Source organism: Nocardioides sp. NBC_00368 (assembly GCF_036090055.1).
Lineage (GTDB): Bacteria > Actinomycetota > Actinomycetes > Propionibacteriales > Nocardioidaceae > Nocardioides.
Genome location: NZ_CP107970.1, coordinates 4,561,514 through 4,578,381, shown reverse-complemented (window position 1 = coordinate 4,578,381; position 16,868 = coordinate 4,561,514). Strand labels below are relative to the sequence as shown.

General features: G+C 71.1%; 16 protein-coding genes. 8 read left to right on the top strand and 8 right to left on the bottom strand.

The genetic code is table 11. From position 1 onward, the window contains the following. Nucleotides 1–2 precede the first annotated feature (2 nt). Entirely contained in the window at nucleotides 3–1,223 is a 1,221-nt protein-coding gene (locus tag OG984_RS21850; RefSeq protein WP_328528284.1) for an amino acid deaminase/aldolase, read from the bottom strand. Between the two features lie 128 nt (nucleotides 1,224–1,351). Between OG984_RS21850 and OG984_RS21845 the strand changes: the two genes are divergently transcribed. Continuing rightward, a complete protein-coding gene (locus tag OG984_RS21845; RefSeq protein WP_328528283.1) occupies nucleotides 1,352–2,659 on the top strand; it encodes a D-arabinono-1,4-lactone oxidase in 1,308 nt (435 codons plus the stop codon). 45 nt (nucleotides 2,660–2,704) lie between these two features. Further along, complete coding sequence (locus tag OG984_RS21840; protein ID WP_328528282.1) at nucleotides 2,705–4,768, top strand: acyltransferase family protein; 2,064 nt, start codon at nucleotides 2,705–2,707, stop codon at nucleotides 4,766–4,768. Here OG984_RS21840 and OG984_RS21835 read toward each other — a convergent pair. The 3 genes from OG984_RS21835 to OG984_RS21825 form a co-directional block, all read right to left on the bottom strand. Further along, the gene (locus OG984_RS21835) at nucleotides 4,765–6,060 is read right to left on the bottom strand and encodes an MFS transporter (RefSeq protein ID WP_328528281.1); all 1,296 of its coding nucleotides are present in this window, start codon (nucleotides 6,058–6,060) and stop codon (nucleotides 4,765–4,767) included. The two genes, OG984_RS21840 and OG984_RS21835, sit on opposite strands and share 4 nt — an antisense overlap. Nucleotides 6,061–6,222: 162 nt before the next feature. Next, a complete protein-coding gene (locus tag OG984_RS21830) occupies nucleotides 6,223–7,146 on the bottom strand; it encodes a serine hydrolase (RefSeq protein ID WP_328528280.1) in 924 nt (307 codons plus the stop codon). Next, nucleotides 7,143–8,006, bottom strand: a complete 864-nt coding sequence (locus OG984_RS21825; RefSeq protein WP_442940914.1) for a LysR family transcriptional regulator — start codon at nucleotides 8,004–8,006, stop codon at nucleotides 7,143–7,145. The genes OG984_RS21830 and OG984_RS21825 overlap by 4 nt, the downstream gene beginning before the upstream one ends. A 107-nt stretch (nucleotides 8,007–8,113) precedes the next feature. Between OG984_RS21825 and bla the strand changes: the two genes are divergently transcribed. After that, nucleotides 8,114–8,992 (top strand): class A beta-lactamase, encoded by an 879-nt coding sequence (gene bla / locus OG984_RS21820; RefSeq protein WP_328528278.1) that lies wholly within the window; start codon nucleotides 8,114–8,116, stop codon nucleotides 8,990–8,992. Nucleotides 8,993–9,100: 108 nt separating this feature from the next. On the opposite strand, the gene OG984_RS21815 is transcribed toward bla, so the two are convergent. Next, nucleotides 9,101–9,982: an SDR family oxidoreductase gene (locus OG984_RS21815; RefSeq protein ID WP_328528277.1), complete on the bottom strand. Its 882-nt coding sequence runs from the start codon at nucleotides 9,980–9,982 to the stop codon at nucleotides 9,101–9,103. A 111-nt stretch (nucleotides 9,983–10,093) separates the two neighbouring features. On the opposite strand from OG984_RS21815, the gene OG984_RS21810 reads away from it, so the two are divergent. From OG984_RS21810 to yidC, 5 genes are read left to right on the top strand one after another with little or no spacing between them, the layout of a single operon-like run. Beyond that, nucleotides 10,094–10,837: an enoyl-CoA hydratase family protein gene (locus tag OG984_RS21810; protein ID WP_328528276.1), complete on the top strand. Its 744-nt coding sequence runs from the start codon at nucleotides 10,094–10,096 to the stop codon at nucleotides 10,835–10,837. Continuing rightward, the gene (locus OG984_RS21805) at nucleotides 10,834–11,904 is read left to right on the top strand and encodes an NAD(P)H-dependent flavin oxidoreductase (protein ID WP_328528275.1); all 1,071 of its coding nucleotides are present in this window, start codon (nucleotides 10,834–10,836) and stop codon (nucleotides 11,902–11,904) included. Before OG984_RS21810 ends, OG984_RS21805 begins: the two co-directional genes overlap by 4 nt. 17 nt (nucleotides 11,905–11,921) lie before the next feature. Beyond that, entirely contained in the window at nucleotides 11,922–12,491 is a 570-nt protein-coding gene (locus tag OG984_RS21800) for a GNAT family N-acetyltransferase (protein ID WP_328528274.1), read from the top strand. A gap of 35 nt (nucleotides 12,492–12,526) precedes the next feature. Next, nucleotides 12,527–12,814, top strand: a complete 288-nt coding sequence (locus OG984_RS21795; protein ID WP_328528273.1) for a hypothetical protein — start codon at nucleotides 12,527–12,529, stop codon at nucleotides 12,812–12,814. A 57-nt stretch (nucleotides 12,815–12,871) separates the two neighbouring features. Continuing rightward, complete coding sequence (gene yidC / locus OG984_RS21790; protein ID WP_328528272.1) at nucleotides 12,872–13,684, top strand: membrane protein insertase YidC; 813 nt, start codon at nucleotides 12,872–12,874, stop codon at nucleotides 13,682–13,684. Nucleotides 13,685–13,705: 21 nt separating this feature from the next. Here the strand turns inward: yidC and OG984_RS21785 are convergent, their stop codons facing one another. Genes OG984_RS21785 through OG984_RS21775 form a run of 3 tightly spaced genes read right to left on the bottom strand, consistent with a single transcriptional unit; the run spans nucleotide 13,706 to nucleotide 16,839 of the window. Further along, entirely contained in the window at nucleotides 13,706–14,854 is a 1,149-nt protein-coding gene (locus OG984_RS21785) for an acetyl-CoA C-acetyltransferase (protein ID WP_328528271.1), read from the bottom strand. Between the two features lie 15 nt (nucleotides 14,855–14,869). Further along, nucleotides 14,870–15,664, bottom strand: coding sequence for an SDR family oxidoreductase (locus OG984_RS21780; protein WP_328528270.1), 795 nt, complete (start codon nucleotides 15,662–15,664; stop codon nucleotides 14,870–14,872). Continuing rightward, the gene (locus OG984_RS21775) at nucleotides 15,661–16,839 is read right to left on the bottom strand and encodes an acyl-CoA dehydrogenase family protein (RefSeq protein WP_328528269.1); all 1,179 of its coding nucleotides are present in this window, start codon (nucleotides 16,837–16,839) and stop codon (nucleotides 15,661–15,663) included. The genes OG984_RS21780 and OG984_RS21775 overlap by 4 nt, the downstream gene beginning before the upstream one ends. Nucleotides 16,840–16,868 lie beyond the last annotated feature (29 nt).

The following is a 16,868-nucleotide window of genomic DNA, read 5'->3' as shown; positions in this document are numbered from 1 at the left end:
GGTCACAGGAAGGTCTGGCCCTCACCGCGGTACGTCGGTGCGACGGTGATGATCGAGTCGCCCTCGATCAGGTGGAGGGTGTCGAGCCGTTCGCACACCTCGCCGGCCTTGGCATGGCGGAACCAGACCTTGTCGCCGATCGCGAGCTCGTCGGCGGCATGCCCGCGCAGCGGGGTCTGGACCTCCCCGGCGCCTTCGGTGGCGACGTACTCCAGGCCGAAGGGGTAGGTGGGGCTCGGGACCCGGTCGAGTCCCGGCGGGCCCGAGGCGATCCAGCCGCCCCCGGCGACGGTGACGATGCCTGGCGCGGGACGACGCACGACGCTCAGCCCGAAGTAGGCCGCCGGGTGAGGCGTGAAGCCGTCGTAGCGGTCGAAGAGGGTCGGACCGTAGAGGCCGGAGCCGGCCGCGATCTCGGTGACCGACGTGTCGGCCCTCGTGGACTCGATCGAGCCGGTGCCGCCACCGTTGACGAACTCGAGATCGGTCAGGGAGCGCACGGCCGCGACGATCTTCCCGCGGCGCTCGGTGATCTCGGCGATGGAGGCCTTCTTCATCCGCCGGATCACCGGGGCGGGCGGGTTGCCGCCGAGCGGACGATCGACGGTGCCGGCGACCTGGCCCTCGTAGGCCATCAGCCCGACCAGCTGGAAGTCAGGGTCCTCGGCGACGATCCGGGCCAGCGCGACGGCTTCCTCCGGGGTGCGGACCGGCGAGCGGCGGGCGCCGAGCCAGATGCGGTGCGCGATGACCAGCGCGGCGTCGAGGTCGATGGCCACGCGTACGGGGGCGACCGGGGTGCCGATCGCGGCCTTGACCAGCGACAACCCCTCGGCACTGTCCACCATCAGCGTGATCCGGGCGAGCTTCTCCTCGTCCTTCGCGAGCGCGGCGAGCGCGGCCCGGTCGACGGTCGGGTAGCCGATCACGATGTCGTAGTGCGTCTCGGCCAGCCACAGCGCCTCGGGCAGCGTGAAGGCCAGGATCCCCTCATATCCCTCACGGGCGAGCACGCGGTCGATCAGCGCCCGGCAGCGTACGGACTTGCTGGCGACTCGGATCGGGGTGCCGGCGGCTCGGCGCACGAGGTCGTCGGCGTTGGCGTCGAACGCCTCCAGGTCGACGGCCCCGACGGGACCGTCGAGAGCGGCGGTCGCACGATCGAGCCGTTCGTGCTGCTGGGCCGAGAGATGGTGGGAGCGTTGAATAGAGGGCTTGACCACGACCCAAGTGTCTATGCCCCGTGCGGCGCCCGCGTCAACGGCAGATGACGAACTGTGCCGCGGTACGGGCTGGACGGATCTGAGCGAAGTCGTTGACCGCACGCCTCCGACCCGACACCCTTGCCCGCGTGAGCGAATGGCAGAACTGGGCGGGCAACCAGCACGCGGGATCGGTCGAGGTCATCGCGCCTCGCGACGAGGCGGAGCTCGCGGCGGTCGTGGTGGCCGCGACCGAGGCCGGCCGGAAGGTCAAGCCGATCGGTGCGGGACACTCCTTCACCGCCATCGGCTCGCCGGTGGACGTCCAGGTCAGCCTCGACCGGATCTCTGGGATCGTACGAGCCGACTCGACCACGGGGCTCGTGACGGTCCGTGGCGGCACCCGCCTCAAGGTGCTCAACCGTGCGCTCGAGGCGCTCGGGCTCTCGATGACCAACCTCGGCGACATCGAGGAGCAGTCGATCTCGGGGGCGATCTCGACCGGCACCCACGGCACCGGGGCCCGCTTCGGCGGCCTGGCGACGCAGGTACGCGGCCTCCGGCTGCTCCTCGCCGACGGCTCCGTCCTCTCGTGCTCGGCGACGGAGAATCCCGAGGTCTTCGACCTCGCCCGGGTGGGGCTGGGTGCGCTCGGGATCATCGTGGAGGTCACGCTGCAGACCGAGCCGCTGTTCGCGCTCAGCGCGCGTGAGGGCAACGGCGAGCTCGCCGACGTGATGAGCGGCTTCGAGGAGCACTCCTCGGGGACCGACCACTTCGAGTTCTACTGGTTCCCGCACACCACCCGGGTGCTGACCAAGCACAACACCCGGCTGCCGCTGCCGGAGACGCCGCTGGCCCCGGTGGGCCCGGTCCGGGGGTGGTTCGACGACGAGCTGCTCTCCAACACCGCGTTCGGCGCGACCGTCGGCCTCGGTCTCCGTGTCCCCGGCCTGGTCAAGCCGCTGGCGCGCTTCGCCGCCTCGGCCCTCTCGCCGCGCGAGTTCACCGACATCTCCTACCGGGTCTTCACCTCGGAGCGGAAGGTGCGGTTCGTGGAGAGCGAGTACGCCGTCCCGCGGGCCGCCGGAATGCAGGTCCTCGCCTCGCTGCGGCAGGCCGTCGAGGCGTCCTCGTGGCACATCTCCTTCCCGGTCGAGGTCCGGGTCGCCGGCGCCGACGACATCCCGCTGTCCACCGGGTTCGAACGCGAGAACGTCTACATCGCCATCCACACCGCCCCGGCCTCGCCGTGGCGGGCGGAGTACTTCGCGGCCTTCGAACGGATCGCCGGCGAGGCCGGTGGCCGCCCGCACTGGGGCAAGATGCACACGCTCTCCGCCGCCGACCTGGCCGAGCGCTATCCGCGGTTCGGTGACTTCGTCGCGCTGCGCGACAAGCTCGACCCGTCCCGCGCCTTCGGCAACCCCTATCTGGAGCAGGTCCTCGGCTCTTAACCTGGCCTTCTCCCCCGGGTCACCGGCCACCCTTACCGTGACCCGATGCCGCAGCCGCCGTCGTCTCAGCGCATCGCCGAGATCCACGGGCTGCGGGGGCTGGCGCTGGCGCTCGTGGTGGTCTTCCACCTCTTCGGCAACGGCCGCGTCTCCGGCGGTGTCGACGTCTTCCTGGCGCTGACCGGGTTCCTCGTCACCCGGTCGCTGGTCCGGCGGGTCACCTCGTCGGAGCTCCACCTTGCCGACCACTACGGACGTACGTTCCTGCGGCTCTCGGCTCCGATGCTGGTCGTCCTCGCCGGGACGGCGGTGCTGATGGTGGCGGTCATGCCCCGGTCGATGTGGAGCTCGACCTTGCGGGAGATCGCTGCTTCGGCTGCGTACGTCCTGAACTGGGAGATGATCCGCTCCCAGCTCGCCTACGGAGCCGCCGGGCCGAGCGCGAGCCCGCTGCAGCACTTCTGGTCGCTGGCGGTACAGGGGCAGTTCCTGCTGGCCTGGCCGCTGGTCGTGGTCGGCCTCGGATGGTTGGCGCGGCACCGGCTCCGGCTCGTGATGACCGTCGTGGTGGCGGTGGCGACGATCGCGTCGTTCGTCTTCGCATGGCGGCTCGGGGCGGCCGACCAGCAGGTGGCGTACTTCCACTCCTGGGCGCGCTTCTGGGAACTCGGCGCGGGCGCGCTGCTGGCGCTCGGGCTCGACCGGCTCCGCCCGCCGGGTGGGGCGCGGCCGGTGCTCGCCTGGCTCGGGCTGGCGCTCGTCGCGAGCTCGGGGTTCGTGCTCGACGGGGCCGCGCTCTTCCCCGGCCCGTGGGCGCTGTGGCCGGTCGGCGGGGCGCTGCTGGTCGTGATCGGCTCCGGGTCTTCTGCCCGCTGGGGCCCGCAGCATCTCCTCGCTGTCAGGCCGCTGCGGTTCGTCGCCGACATCTCCTTCCCGCTCTACCTGTGGCACTGGCCGCTGCTGGTGGCGTGGCTGAGCTGGACGTACGCGACCCGTACGAGCCTGGTCGCCGCGGCCGTGGTCCTGTCCGGGTCGACGGCGCTGGCCTGGCTCACCCATCGGTACGTCGAGCGGCCGGTCACCCGGATCGGGGCGCCGTTCACCGGCGTGGTGCGGCTCGTGACGGTTCCCGCGGTGCTTGCGCTGGTGGTGGGCGGCACGCTGGTGGTCACCGGTGAGGTGGAGCGGCAGGACGCCGCCCGGAAGGCGGCCGCGGTCGAGGCCGCCGAACGCTACGCGGGCTGCATCGGCGCCGCCGCGCTCGACCCGGCGCTCACCGACTGCCGGCGCCCCTCGACGCTGATCGACGCGAGCCTGGGCTACCAGGCTCCGGACGGGTCGGCGTGCTGGTCCAACAAGGAGCGGCCGGTCGCACTGAGGGTGTGCACGCTCGGCCCGAGGACCGGCTACACGCGGCGGCTGCTCGCGATCGGCGACTCCCACAACCACCAGTTCGTGCCCGCCTATCGCGCCATCGCCGAGAGCCGCGGCTGGCGCATCGACGTGGCCGGGCGGGCCGGCTGCCACTGGAACGCCCGGGACCGCGTCGGCACGCCCGAGGCGAGCGTCGAGCTGTGCGACCGGTGGAAGCGGAAGCTGGCGGCGTACGTCGCCTCGGAGAGGGGGATCGATGCCTACGTCGTGGTCCACTCCAGTCTGGTGAGCGTGGAGGCCTCTCCCGGCGAGAGCGAGGTCGAAGCGCTCAGCCGTGGGATGGCGGAGGCCTGGGCGACGAGACCGGACCCGTCGGTGCCGGTGATCGCGGTGCAGGACTCACCCATCTTCGAGGGCAGCAGCGCACTCTTCGCACGCGTGGTCCAGCCGTGCATCGACGACCACGGGCTGGCGGCCTCGACCGAGTGCTCGCGGAGGCGCAGCAGGGTCGTACGCGACGACGGGAGCCTGGGCGCCACCCGGCTCGCGACGAACGCCCATCACGTCGACCTGACCTCCTACTTCTGCGCGAAGAGGCGGTGCTCGCCCGTCGTCGGGAACCTGGAGGTCTACCTCGACGGCTTCCACATCTCGCCGCTCTACGCCGAGACGCTGGCGCCCTACCTCGGCGACCGGATCGCCGGGGTCCTGCGCCGATCCCCCGGGTCGAGCTAGGCGGCGGCCGGCTCCGGCTCGTTCTCGCGCGGGAAGTGAGTCTCCTTGAAACGTACGGCCATCCGGGTCGACGGACCCATCGCGGCCGCCGCGGCGACGATGATCGCACCGATCACGATCCAGCCGGCACCGCTGTAGAACTCGGGGTGCCAGCCCATCGCGAGGAAGGTGAACAGGGCCGGGGCCCAGGCGCCGCCGAGCTGGCGACCGATGCCGGCGACACCTTCGTACTCACCTCGTCTGGCCGGGTCCATGAGCTCTGCCTGGAAGGCCCAGCCGGCGGAGCCGATGGCCAGCTCGGCGCCGGTCACGGCCACGTGGCCGACCCAGACCAGGAAGATGGTGAGGATGCCGCGGGTGTCGTGGGTGACCAGCGTGATCGCGCAGGCGGCGACGAAGAACCCGCTGCTCCACCAGACGCGCCGCAACGCGTCGCCGACGCTGTGAACGCCCTTCGAGGTGTAGGCCGGGAGGATGATGCACAGCACCGTGTTGGTCGCGAAGAGCCACGCCAGCAGCCAGCGAGGCGAGTCGGTGTATTCGACCAGCCACAGCGGGATCACGGTGTGCAGCAGCACCTGGTTGGACCACAGCGTGCCGGTGAAGGTCGTCACCAGGAGCCAGCCGACGTTGCGAAGCGCGCCCGGGCCGGGCAGCTTCTCGGTGACCTCGCCGGCCGCGCGGCGCTCCTCGTGCGGCGCCTTCGGCAGCCGGGTGATCCAGACCGAGTTGGCGATCCCGATCACCAGCGCGAAGAACGGCACACCCCACTTGAGAACGGTGTCGGTGTCCAGCGCGAGCGCGACACCGGCGATCAGGGCACCGATGGTGAAGCCGAGGTTGAGGCTCGAGTACATGAACGCCTGCGTCTCGACCCGCTCCTTGTCGGGGAGGACGTCGAGGACGTACGCGTTCCGGCCGGCGCCGCCCGCGTTGTTGACCACCTCGAAGACGACGATGACGGCGAGGTAGGCCCAGAAGCCGTGGATGAACGGCATCGTCGCGAACATCAACGCGCTGATCAGGGCGCTGATCGCCCAGATCCGCTTCGGACCGATGACGTCGGCCAGCCGGCCCATCGGGTAGGCGGTGAGGAAGCTCGCGATCCCGGCAACCGTCAGGCCCACACCGATCTGCGCCGGGCTCAGGCCCACGAAGGCGACCAGGTAGAACGCGGCCGCGGTGTTGAACGTCCCGTCCCCCGCTGCGAAGAGCAGCGACTGCGTCGCCAGACGCTTCGACAACGGCGTCGGCGGGATCAGGTTGTTGAGGAAACCGGGCAGGGCGGGCACCGGCCAATTGGACCACCGCGAGGGGGTGGCTGCCATCTGGTTATTTGCCGAAGCGTCAGCCCGATCGGCCGAAGCGTCACTCCCGTCGATCGAGGTGGCACAGGGATGCCATCTCGGCCGACGGGAGTGACGTCTCGGCCGACGTACCTGACGCCTCCGCGGTCAGGCTCGGCGGGAGGCGAGGGCGTCGACGGCGTCGCGGGCGGTGGCGGCGATGGCGAGGTCGACGTCGTTCTGGATCCGGGCGGTGCGGTCGGAGTCGGTGAGTACGGCGATGGCGACGCGGCCGCCGGGGTGGGTGACGACAGCGATCTCGTGTCGCAGGGTGAGGAATCCGCCGGTCTTGCCGGCGAGCTGGATGTCGTCGGCGAGCAGGTCCGCGGCGATCCGGTGGGTGAAGACCTGCTTGCCCATCAGGCGTCGCACCATCTCGGTCGCCTCGGGCTTGGCGATCTCGTCCCGCCAGACGCGCTCGAGCAGGTCGACGCAGGCGCGCGGCGAGCCGATCGTGGCGCGCTCGACGTCGAGCGAGTCGATGACGTGCCGCCCACCCGGCCGCCGCCCCTCGACCGCGAGCTGGGTGGCGAGGGCGAAGTCGGGGCCGGCGACCCGGGTGGCGTAGTCGTACATCGGCTGCATCCGGTGCCGCACGCGCAGCCCCTCGACGCCCCATTCGGCGAGCTGCTCGTCGACGTCGCTCGGCGTGACGAGATCGAAGAGAGCATCGGCGGCGGCGTTGTCGCTGAGGCCGAGCATCATCAGCATCAGGTCGGCGACGGAGCAGGTCGCGTCGTGGGTGAAGGCGGAGATGCCGTACGGACCGTAGCTCCGCTCCGCCGCGGCCAGCGTCACCATCGTGGCGCCGTCGATCTCACCGCGGGCGATCCGGTCGGCCACGACCAGGGCCAGCGGCACCTTGGCCACCGACGCCAGCGGCATCGGCCGGTCGACGCCGATCCCGACCTCGAGGCCGGTGTCGATGTCACGGGCCAGGAAGGCGGCCCGGACCCGGAGGTCCCGGAAGCGCTCGGCGGCGATCTCGGCCAGATCGATCAGACCTCGGTCGCTGCCGACCAGCGGGCTCACTCGGCACCTGCTTCGGACGCTCCGATGCTCGCGCCGAGCAGCGCGAGCGCCCGGTCCCGGACCGGGCCGGCGGCCAGCGGTCCCGGCACCGGCGGCTGCTCGACCAGCCGATGGCCGCGGCGTACCGGGTGGGCGAAGGGCGACCAGCTCAGCCCGTACGTCACCGCCTCGTGCCGCGCGCAGATCAGAGTGCCGCGTCCCGCAAGGGTCTCGGCCACCGCGAGCGGGTGCGGCGCGCGGCGCAGGGTGGCCGGTCCGATGCCCGCCCGGTCTGCCTGCTGCCGCAGGCGCCCGTCGGGTTCGTCCAGGTCTCGCGGGAGGGCCAGCACCTGCGTACGTTTTCCGCCGCGGCGGGGCCGGAGCGCACCCAACGACACCGGGCTCAGCGTGGTCCCCGGCGCGGTGGCCGCACCCAGCGGGGTGGCCCAGGTGGCCGCGTCGGGGTCGCACGCCTCGACCGTCCAGGCCGCCGACTCGGGCGTCTCGTCGGTCGAGAACGCGAGGCGTACGTCGACGCCTTCCTCCTCCAGCAGCGCGACCAACCGGGCCAGCGGCGCCGGGTCGCAGCCGGACGGCACGGCGACCACGAAGGGCTCCCGATCCTGGCGGCGGATGCTCCGCAGCAGATGGTCGGCCTGGTCGACCAGGTGCCGGGCCCGCGGCAGCAGCGCCGCACCGGCCGGGGTGAGCGCGATCTGGCGCCGGCTGCGGTCGAGCAGCTCCACGCCGAGCTCCCGCTCGAGGGCACGCAACCGACGGCTGAGGAGCGGCTGGTCGACACCCAGCTCCAGGGCCGCCTCGGAGACGCTCATCTCGTCGGCGACCGCGGTGAAGCCGCGAAGGTGAAGCAGTAGGTCCACGCGTACAGGATGGCTGATCGCCTCCACCTCGTCCCATGTCGGCGATGCATACGTCCATGCGTGATCGTCCTTGGACGCCGTCGCGGCAGCGGGGTCACGATGCCCGCATGACTCACCCGATCCTCAGCCGCCGCACCCTTCTGGGCGGAGCCGCCACAGCCGCCGCCGTCGCCGCGACCGGTGTCGGCAGCTCCGTCGCGTACGCCGCCGACAGCCCATCGATCGCCGCTCTCGAGCAGAAGCATCAGCGTCACCTCGGCGTCTGGGCGAAGAACCTGCGGACCGGACGCGTCATCGAGCACCGTGCCGACGAGCGCTTCCCGATGCTGTCGACGTTCAAGACCCTGCTCGTGGCCGCGATCCTGCACTACCTGCCCGCGCGTACGCTGCAGCAGCGCCTGACCTGGGAGGCGACCGATGTCGTGGTCAACTCGCCGATCACCTCGCTCACGGTCCGTAACGGCCTGACCGTCGCGCAGCTGGCCGAGGCGACCATGACGCGGTCCGACAACACCGCGGCCAACGAGCTGCTCCAGCTCATCGGCGGCCCGGCCGGGGTGACCTCGTTCGCACGGTCCCTCGGCGACACCATCAGCCGGCTCGACCGCTGGGAGCCCGACCTCAACAGCGCGATCCCGGGCGACCCGCGCGACACCACGTCGCCGCGAGCCATCGCGAAGACGTACACGAGACTCGTGCTCGGCGACGCCCTCGACCGTGGCGACCGGGACCAGCTGATGACCTGGATGCTGGCCAACCAGTCGACCGTCACGCGGTTCGGTGCCGGGGTCCCGGCCGGCTGGCGCCTCGCCGACAAGACCGGCGGCGGCGACTACGCCTCCCGCAACGACGTCGGTGTCACCTGGACCCCCGACGGTGCCCCGATCGTCATCGCCGCCCTCACCCGCTCCGACGACCCCACCGCCGAGCCGCTCGACGTCCCCCTCGCGGACATCGCGGCGACTGTGTGTGGGGAGCTCGGCTGAGGCGTTGGGGTACCCGGTCAACCGGTGAAACCTGCACTTCTCTGGCGTTGCATTGCCTGAGAAGTGCAGGAATACCCTGTCAACCGGGTACTCGTGGGGCTGGTGTGACTAGCTCCCATAGACCGGCTCCGGCTCCGGCGCCTGCGCGAGCAGCTTACGCAGCGCCGGCCCGACGTCGGCGGCCTCCCAGCGGGCGCCGGCGTCGGCGGAAGGACCGTGGGCCCACCCGTTCTCGACGGTGATCCGCGGACCGTCGATCTCGATGACCCGGCCGGTGATGTCGCGGGCGTCCTCGGAGGCGAGCCAGGCGACGATCGGTGAGTTGTCCTCGGGGAGCGCCATCGCGGAGGTGTCGAAGGCGCCCTCGGTCATCCGGGTCTTCGCGACCGGGGCGATGGCGTTGACGGTGACGCCGTAGCGAGCCATCTCGGCGGCAGCGACGAGGGTCAGGCCCGCGATCCCCGCCTTGGCGGCCGAGTAGGTCCCCTGCCCGATCGAGCCCTGCAGGCCCGCGCCGGAGGAGGTGTTGACGATCCGGGCCTCCCGCTGACGACCGGCCTTCGACTCCGTCCGCCAGTACGCACCCGCGTGCCGCAGCGTGGCGAAGTGGCCCTTGAGGTGGACCCGGATGACCGCGTCCCACTCCTCCTCGGAGGTGTTGACGAGCATCCGGTCGCGCACGAAGCCGGCGTTGTTGACGAGGATGTCCAGCCCTCCGTACGTCTCGACCGCCTGCCGCACCAGGGCCTCCGCCGCCGCGAAGTCGGCGACGTCGGCGGGATTGGCAACCGCCTCCCCGCCTGCGGCGACGATCTCGGCGACGACCTTGTCGGCGGGCGACTCACCGGTGCCCTCACCCGCCAGCGAGACCCCGAAGTCGTTGACGACCACCTTCGCGCCATGGCGGGCGAGCTCGAGCGCATGCGCCCGGCCGATCCCCCGCCCCGCTCCGGTGACGATCGCGATCCGGCCGTCCAACAGTCCGGTCATTGAGTGCTCCCTGCGTCGATGCGTACGTCGTCCTTGCCAGCTTGAACCAAGCAACTGCTAGGCTACCAAGCAATCGCTAGGTTAGGCAGTGCACATTCAAGGACGGACGCCATGGGCATCTCCACCGAGATCACCGACGAGCAGATCGCCGTCGTCACGATGAACCACCCGCCGGTGAACGCGCTGCCGGTGAAGGGCTGGTTCGAGGTTGCCGACGCGGTCACGACCGCCGCCGAGAACGGCGCCCGGGTGGTGATCCTGCGTGCCGAGGGCAAGGGCTTCAACGCGGGCGTCGACATCAAGGAGATGCAGCAGATCGAGGGGTTCGAGGGCATCCTCGGCGCCAACCGCGGCTGCTACGCCGCCTTCAAGGCGATCTACGAGTGCCCGGTCCCGGTCATCGCCGCGGTCAACGGCTTCTGCCTCGGCGGAGGGGTCGGGCTGGTCGGCAACGCGGACACGATCGTGGCCAGCGACGACGCCTTCTTCGGCGTACCCGAGGTCGATCGCGGCGCCCTCGGAGCCGCCACCCACCTGAGTCGGCTGGTGCCCCAGCACATGCTGCGTACCCTCTACTTCACCGCCCAGACCATCACCGCCCAGCGCCTCCACGAGCTCGGCTCGGTCCATCAGGTCGTCCCCCGCGAGGACCTCGACGAGACCGCTCTCGAGGTCGCCCGGCAGATCGCTGCCAAGGATCCGCAGGTCATCCGCGCCGCCAAGGCCGCCCTCAACGGCATCGACCCGGTCGACGTGAACGCCTCCTACCGCTTCGAGCAGGGCTTCACCTTCGAGCTCAACCTCGCCGGCGTCGCCGACGAGCGCCGCGACGCCTTCGTGAAGGACGGCCGATGAGCACCGCACAGACGTTCCGTACGCCGCTGACCGAGCTGGCCGGCGTCGACCACCCGATCGTGCAGACCGGGATGGGCTGGGTCGCCGGCCCGCGTCTGGTCTCGGCGACCGCCAACGCGGGCGCCCTCGGCATCCTCGCCTCGGCCACGATGACCCTCGACGAGCTCGAGAAGGCGATCGTCGAGGTCAAGGGGCGCACCGAGAAGCCGTTCGGCGTCAACCTGCGCGCCGACGCCTCCGACGCCCCCGACCGCTGCCAGCTGCTCATCGACCACGGCGTGAAGGTCGCGAGCTTCGCCCTCGCCCCCAAGCCCGAACTCATCAGCAGGCTCAAGGAGCACGACATCGTCGTGATGCCGTCGATCGGGGCGGCCAAGCACGCCAAGAAGGTGGCGAGCTGGGGTGCCGACATGGTGATGATCCAGGGCGGTGAGGGCGGCGGCCACACCGGCGCGGTCCCGACGACCCTGCTCCTGCCGAGCGTCCTCGACGCCGTCGACATCCCCGTCGTCGCCGCGGGCGGCTTCTTCGACGGCCGCGGCCTCGCCGCGGCGATGGCCTACGGCGCGGCCGGCATCGGCATGGGCACGCGGTTCCTGCTCACCGCAGACTCCGCGGTCCCCGAGGACGTACGGAAGCGCTACCTGACCTTCGGCCTCGACGGCACCGTCGTCACCACGAAGGCCGACGGCATGCCGCACCGACTGCTACGCACGGAGTTCATCGACACCCTCGAGAAGGAGGGCATCACCGCCAAGCTGCTGCGCACGCTCAAGCGAACCAGGCAGTTCAAGGAGATGTCCGGCCTGCCCTGGCGGACGCTGATCAAGGACGGCCGAAGCATGGTCCACGGGGGCGACCGCACCTGGGCCGAGGTCGTCCTGGCCGCCAACACCCCGATGCTCCTCCGTGCCGGGCTCGTCGAGGGCGACACGAATGCCGGGATGCTCTCCAGCGGCCAGGTCGTCGGCCTCCTCGACGACCTCCCCACCTGCGAGGAGCTCGTCGACCGGATCATCGCCGGCGCCGTCGATCGCATCAAACATGTGGACGCGGTCCGCGCCTGAGCAGCAGTCTTGGACCCATGGTGATCGAGGTTCGCCCGGCAGAGGTGTTCGAGGACGTACGCACGCTGGTCGGCCCCAAACGTGCCGACGCCAGCGTGTGCTGGTGCCTGAGCTACCGGATCCCCTCGACGATCAACAACAAGATGCGCGGCCAGGAGCGCGGGGAGTTCGTGCGCAGCCTGCTGGCCGACGGCCCGTTGGGCGTGCTCGCCTACGAGGGCGACGAGCCGGTCGGCTGGGCCGCCGTCGCCCCACGCGCGGACACCACCTTCGCCCGCAACCGGAAGATCCCCCACGTCGACGACCTGCCGGTGTGGTCGGTGTGGTGCATCCGGGTCCGGCCGGGCCATCGCGGCCAGGGCATCTCCCACGCGCTCATCGAGGGCGCGGTCGAGTTCGCGCGCGACCGCGGCGCGCCGGCCGTCGAGGCCTACCCGCTCGACAACAAGGGCGCGAAGGTCGACCTGACGATGGCGTACGCCGGGATCCGCAAGAACTTCGAGGCGGCAGGCTTCACCTGGGCCGCCGACACGACCTCCGTCCTGGCCGGTCACCCGCGCGTGCTGATGCGGCGCGACCTGACCTGACGACCCGGTTGACCACGATCGCTAGACTGACCTGCGTGAACACCGAGACGAGCCGCGTACGCATCGCGCTCGTCGCACTTTTCACGCTGATGCTCCCGGCGCTGATGAGCGTCGACCCCGAGCAGGCGCTGCTCACCATCGCCGTCTCGACCGCGCTCGCGGCCGTCGCGGTCGGATCGCTCCACGGCGTCAGCGCGTTCGCCTTGGTCAGGGCCCGTTCGACGGTCCCTCCGGACGTATCCGACGGACCGCACCATCTCGCTGCCCGGGTCACCGACCCGGTCTGCTCCCCGCGGCGCCCGCGCGCTCCTGAGCAGGTCTGACCCCTCGCCCACCGGCGAGCCCGTCAGGCCTACCCACTCACCCTCAGGAGCACACCCATGTCCGTTCTCGCCCCGCTGTCGCACGCCCTCGCCGCCGTCCTCGCCGGCGCCCACCACGTCCTGGCCTCCGTCGGCCCCAACGTCAGCTGGCTGCTGGCCATCGCCGCCGTCGTCGTGCTGGTCAGGCTCGTCCTCCTGCCGCTCGCGATCCGCGGCGTACGCCACGCTCACGCCTCCGCCCGGGCCCGCCCACAGCTCCAGGCACTGACGAAGAAGTATCAGAAGAAGACCGCGAAGGGCAGCGCCAGCCAGGCCGACATGATGGCGATGATGGAGGAGCGGCGGAAGATCAACGAGGAGCACGGCGTACCCCGCTTCGCCATCCTCGCCGCCTTCGCCCAGCTGCCGATCTTCCTGGCGCTCTACCACCTGCTCTCCGACGTCAGCCGGAGCAACCCGGTTGGCGCGATGAACGACTCGCTGGTCGACTCACTCGGCGCCGCGACCTTCCTCGGCACGCCGCTGACCGGCCACGGCTATCTGTCCGGCGACACCACCCACCTGGTGATCACCCTCGGGCTCGCCGCCACCGCCGCCGCGGTCAGCTACCTCAGCCAGCGGCTGTGGGTGCTGCCCAACATGGTCCGCGCCGACATGCCCGAGTCGATGCTGCGGATCCAGGAACTCATGCCCGTCATCTCCGCCGGCGGCATGCTCCTCGCCGGCAGCACCGTCCCCCTCGCCCTGCTCGTCTACTGGGTCGTCAGCGGCCTGTGGACCGCCGGTCAGGCCGCGGTCATCCACCGCTGGTTCCCCACCCCCGGCTCCCCCGCCGCCGAGCGCCGCACGCTCAGGTTGCAGCCCGCCTGACCCGGTCGGTCAGGCCAACCTTCAGAGCCGCTCGATGATGGTGACGTTCGCCTGACCGCCGCCCTCGCACATGGTCTGGAGACCGTAGCGGCCGCCGGTGCGCTCGAGCTCGTTGAGGAGGGTGGTCATCAGCCGGGTTCCGGTGGCGCCGATGGGGTGGCCGAGGGCGATGCCGCCGCCGTTCACATTCACCTTCGAATGCGGGACGTCGAGCTCCTTCATCCACGCCAGCACGACGGAGGCGAAGGCCTCGTTGCACTCGAACAGGTCGATGTCGTCGACCGTCAGGCCGGTCTTGACCAGGGCATGACGAGTCGCCTCGATCGGGCCGGTGAGCATCCAGACGGGGTCGTCACCGCGGACCGAGAGGTGGTGGATCCGAGCTCGCGGGGTGAGGCCGAAGGTGCGTACGGCCGCCGCCGAGGCCACCAGCAGCGCCGAGGACGCGTCGCAGATCTGCGAGGCGACGGCCGCGGTGATCCGTCCGCCGGGAGCGAGCGGCTCCAGCGCGGCCATTTTCTCCAGCGATGTCTCGCGCGGGCACTGGTCGACGGCGAAATCACCGACCGGCACGATCTCCCGGTCGAACCGCCCCTCGGCGATCGCGGTCTTGGCGCGCTGGTGGGAGGCCAGCGCATAGGCCTCCATGTCCTCACGGGAGATGTCCCACTTCTCCGCGATCATCTCGGCGGAGCGGAACTGGGAGACCTCCTGGTCGCCGTAGCGCTTCACCCAGCCGGGCGACTCGGCGAACGGCGTGGTGAACCCGTATTGCTGTCCCACCAGCATCGCCGCCGAGATCGGGATCGCGGACATGTTCTGCAGCCCACCGGCGACGACGAGGTCCTGCGTCCCCGACATCACCCCTTGCGCCGCGAAGTGCACCGCCTGCTGCGAGGAGCCGCACTGCCGGTCGATGGTCACGCCGGGTACGTGGTCGGGCAGCCCGGCCACCAGCCACGCCGTCCGCGCGACGTCTCCTGCCTGTCCGCCGATGGTGTCGCAGCAGCCCATGATCACGTCGTCGACGGCCCCCGGGTCGATCCCGGTGCGGTCCACGAGCGCGGCCAGCGAGTGGGCGCCGAGATCGGCCGGATGAATCCCCGCCAGCGCCCCGCCTCGCTTCCCCACAGGCGTACGAACCGCGTCGATGATGAATGCCTCAGGCATCGGTGATCCTCTCGATCAGGCGTGCTGGCTGGAGACGGATACGACCTCGCCGGTCATGTAGGACGAGTAGTCGCTGGCCAGGAAGACCATGACGTTGGCGACCTCCCACGGCTCGGCGGCGCGGCCGAAGGCCTCGCGGCCCTTGAGCTCGACGAGCAGCTCGGGCGAGGTGACCTTCTCCAGGAACGGGTGCATCGCCAACGAAGGCGAGACCGCGTTGACCCGGATCCCGTGCGGCGCGAGGTCGGCGGCGGCCGAGCGGGTCAGCGCCATCACCCCGGCCTTGGCCGCGGCGTAGTGCGCCTGCCCCTCCTGCGCACGCCAGCCGATCACGGAGGCGTTGTTGACGATCACGCCACGCTTCCCGGCGGCCACGAACCGCTGTCCGACCGCCCGGATGCACCGGAACGTCCCGGTCAGGGTGATGTCGAGGACCTTCGACCACTGCTCGTCGGTCATCTCCAGCACCGACGCGGTGCCGCCGAGGCCGGCGTTGTTGATCATCACGTCGACGCCGCCGAACGGCTCGGCCGCGTCGAGCAGCGCCTGGACCTGGTCCTCCTGGGTGACATCGCAGGTCACGGCGGCGACCCGGTCTGCACCGAACTCCTCCCCGAGCGCATCGACGGACTCCTTGAGCCGCCGCTCGTGGGTGTCGGACATGACGACCGCCTTCGCACCCTCCTCGAGCACCTTCCGCACGACCGCCGCCCCGATCCCCGCACCGGCGGCGGCGGTCACGACGACGACCCGCCCCTCGAGGAGCGAGTGGCCGGGGACGTACGCGGGGGTGGGCTGTTCCGGCTTCATGCACGGACCTCTCGTGGCAGGCCGAGGACGCGCTCGGCGATGATGTTCCGCTGGATCTCGTCCGAGCCGCCGTAGATCGTGTCGGCGCGGGAGAAGAGGTAGAGGGACTGCAGCCGGTCGAGCGCGTAGTCCTCTCCGGTGGTCAGCCCGGCGGGGCCGAGGACGTCCATCGCCAGCTCGCCGAGGTCGCGGTGCCACCGGGCCCAGAGCAGCTTGGAGACGCTCGCCTCGGGGCCCGAGGAGCCGGAGTCGTACGCAGAGAGTGTCCGCAGCGCGTGCAGCCGGAGCACCTCCAGCCCGACATGGGCCTGGGCGAGTCTGGACGAGATGGCGGGGTCGTCGATGGTGCCGTTGGCGCGCGCGGCCTCCTCCACCGTCTCCAGCTCGCGCGCGAAGCCGACCTGCTGGCCGATGGTGGAGACCCCGCGCTCGAACCCCAGGGTCGCCATCGCGACCTTCCAGCCGTCGCCGGGCTCACCCACGACCATGTCGGCTGCGGTGACGGCGCCGTCGAAGAAGACCTCGTTGAACTCGGAGGTGCCGGTGAGCTGCTCGATCGGGCGTACGTCGACGCCGTCCTGCGCCATCGGCACCAGCAGGTAGGACAGCCCGTGGTGGCGCTCGGAGCCCGGCGTCGTGCGGCACACGACGAAGCACCAGTCGGACAGATGGGCGTTCGACGTCCAGACCTTCTGCCCGTCGACGACCCACCGGTCGCCGTCCAGCCGCGCGCGGGTGCGTACACCGGCCAGGTCGGAGCCGGCACCGGGCTCGGAGTAGCCCTGGCACCACAGCTCCTCGACGGCGACGATCTTGGGCAGGAACCGCTCCTGCTGGGCCGCGGTGCCGTGCGCGATCAGCGTCGGCCCGAGCAGCTCCTCGCCGAGATGGTTCACGCGGGTCGGGGCATCCGCCCGGGCGTACTCCTCGTGGAAGATCACCTGCTGCCACAGGGGCAGGCCGCGCCCGCCGTGCTCCTCGGGCCAGCCCAGACACGTCCAGCCGTGTGACGCCAGGTAGCGGTTCCACTCCAGCCGACCCTCGTACGACTCGTGGTCGCGCCCGTTGCCCCCGGTGCCACGCAGCGCCGCCCACTCGCCGGCCAGATGGTCGGCCAGCCACTCGCGCACCTCGGCACGGAACGCCTCGTCCTCGGCGGAGTAGGTCAGGTCCATGCCGGACAACCTACCAAACCAAGCACTTG